At 53.3% G+C, this 1,851-nt stretch carries 1 protein-coding gene; it reads right to left on the bottom strand.

The annotated features are described in order from the left end of the window. Positions 1-104: 104 nt before the first annotated feature. Positions 105-1,364, bottom strand: coding sequence for a transcription termination factor Rho (gene rho, locus BDE01S_RS10335; protein ID WP_066081239.1), 1,260 nt, complete (start codon positions 1,362-1,364; stop codon positions 105-107). Positions 1,365-1,851 lie beyond the last annotated feature (487 nt).

The raw sequence follows: 1,851 nt of genomic DNA, 5'->3' as shown, positions 1-1,851 counted from the left end.
AAATTAAGTTCTCCGACTATAGCATCCCAACCTACATCAATACTTTACATACAAAAAGCCGTCTGAAAAACCGATTACCGATTTTTCAGACGGCTTTTTCTGCATTATTTACCGCGCATCAGCTCGAAAAACTCATTATTGTCTTTCGACGCTTTGAGCTTGTCCACCAAAAACTCGGTGGCTTCGATTTCGTCCATCGGGTGCAGGAATTTACGCAGCAGCCACATACGCTGGAGCTGGTCGTTCGGTACCAGCAGCTCTTCGCGGCGCGTGCCCGATTTGTTGATGTTGATGGCGGGGAACAGGCGTTTTTCGGCCATGCGGCGGTCGAGATGCAGCTCCATATTGCCCGTGCCTTTAAATTCTTCGTAAATCACATCGTCCATACGGCTGCCGGTTTCTACCAAAGCGGTGGCGATAATCGTCAGCGAGCCGCCTTCTTCGACATTGCGTGCCGCGCCGAAGAAGCGTTTCGGGCGGTGCAGCGCGTTGGCGTCCACGCCGCCGGTGAGGATTTTGCCGGACGTCGGCACCACGGTATTGTAGGCGCGGGCGAGGCGGGTAATCGAATCGAGCAGAATGACCACGTCTTTTTTATGCTCGACCATGCGCTTGGCTTTTTCCAATACCATTTCGGCAACCTGCACATGGCGGGTGGCCGGTTCGTCAAAGGTGGACGACACCACTTCACCGCGCACCGAGCGGCTCATTTCGGTTACCTCCTCAGGGCGCTCGTCAATCAGCAAAACAATCAGTTCCACTTCGGGATAATTGCCGGTAATCGCGTGGGCGATGTTTTGCAGCATCACGGTTTTACCGGTTTTCGGCGGAGCGACCAGCAGCGCGCGTTGGCCGCGGCCGGTAGGCGACACCAAATCGATGGCGCGGCCGGTAATGTTTTCCTCCGCCTTGATGTCGCGCTCGAGCTTGAACTGCTCGGTCGGGAAAAGCGGCGTGAGGTTTTCAAACAGGATTTTGTGTTTGCAGGCTTCCGGATTGTCGCCGTTGATGCTGTCGAGACGCACCAGCGCGAAATAGCGCTCGTTGTCTTTGGGCACGCGCACGCTGCCTTCGATGGTGTCGCCGGTATGCAGGTTGAAGCGGCGGATTTGGCTCGGCGAAACATAAATATCGTCGGGGCCGGCCAGATAAGACGTATCGGCGCTGCGTAAAAAGCCGAAGCCGTCGGGCAGGATTTCCAGCGTGCCGGAGCAGGTAAAACTTTCTCCCTGCTTCATCATCTGGCGCACAATGGCAAAAACGAGGTCTTGTTTGCGGAGACGGTTGGCATTTTCAATGCCGTGAGCTTCCGCCATTTCCAGCAATTCGGAAATGTGTCGGGTCTGTAATTCGGAAACGTGCATAATATTTAGATTGGATATTGGAAAAGGCGGCAGAAAAGCCGTCTGAAAAGATAAGGAAGACTGGCCGGAGCGGCCGGAGAAAATTTTTGCGAAACGGCGATTTTAAGCCCTTGCCGGAACGGTGTCAACGGAAAGGGCGGGGACGGGTATGGCCGCTTGCTTCGGGTATCGGGAGAGATGCGCCGCAGCAGGGCGTTTTCAGACGGCATGGTCGGGTGTAAATATCCGGCTTGCGTCTGAGTGTTTTTAGTTGAGTGATTATGGCCGATATTGAAGTTGGTTTTTTAGGAAGCCGGCTATAGTCTTAATTTAAGACAGAATGCTACGGCAGCGTTTGGCAGTGGGGCATTTTGCTGTTGATAAACCGATATAGACAATACGGCCGCATAAGCGGCCGTATCGGATGATAACTTTCGATAGAGAGTATGAAGCGTCGTCGTGCGGACGTTTTCCGTAGGGTCTGTTGTATAGTCGAAGAAATTAATTT

Source organism: Bergeriella denitrificans NBRC 102155, assembly GCF_001592185.1.
GTDB lineage: Bacteria > Pseudomonadota > Gammaproteobacteria > Burkholderiales > Neisseriaceae > Neisseria > Neisseria denitrificans.
This window is presented reverse-complemented; position numbering and strand designations above follow the sequence as displayed.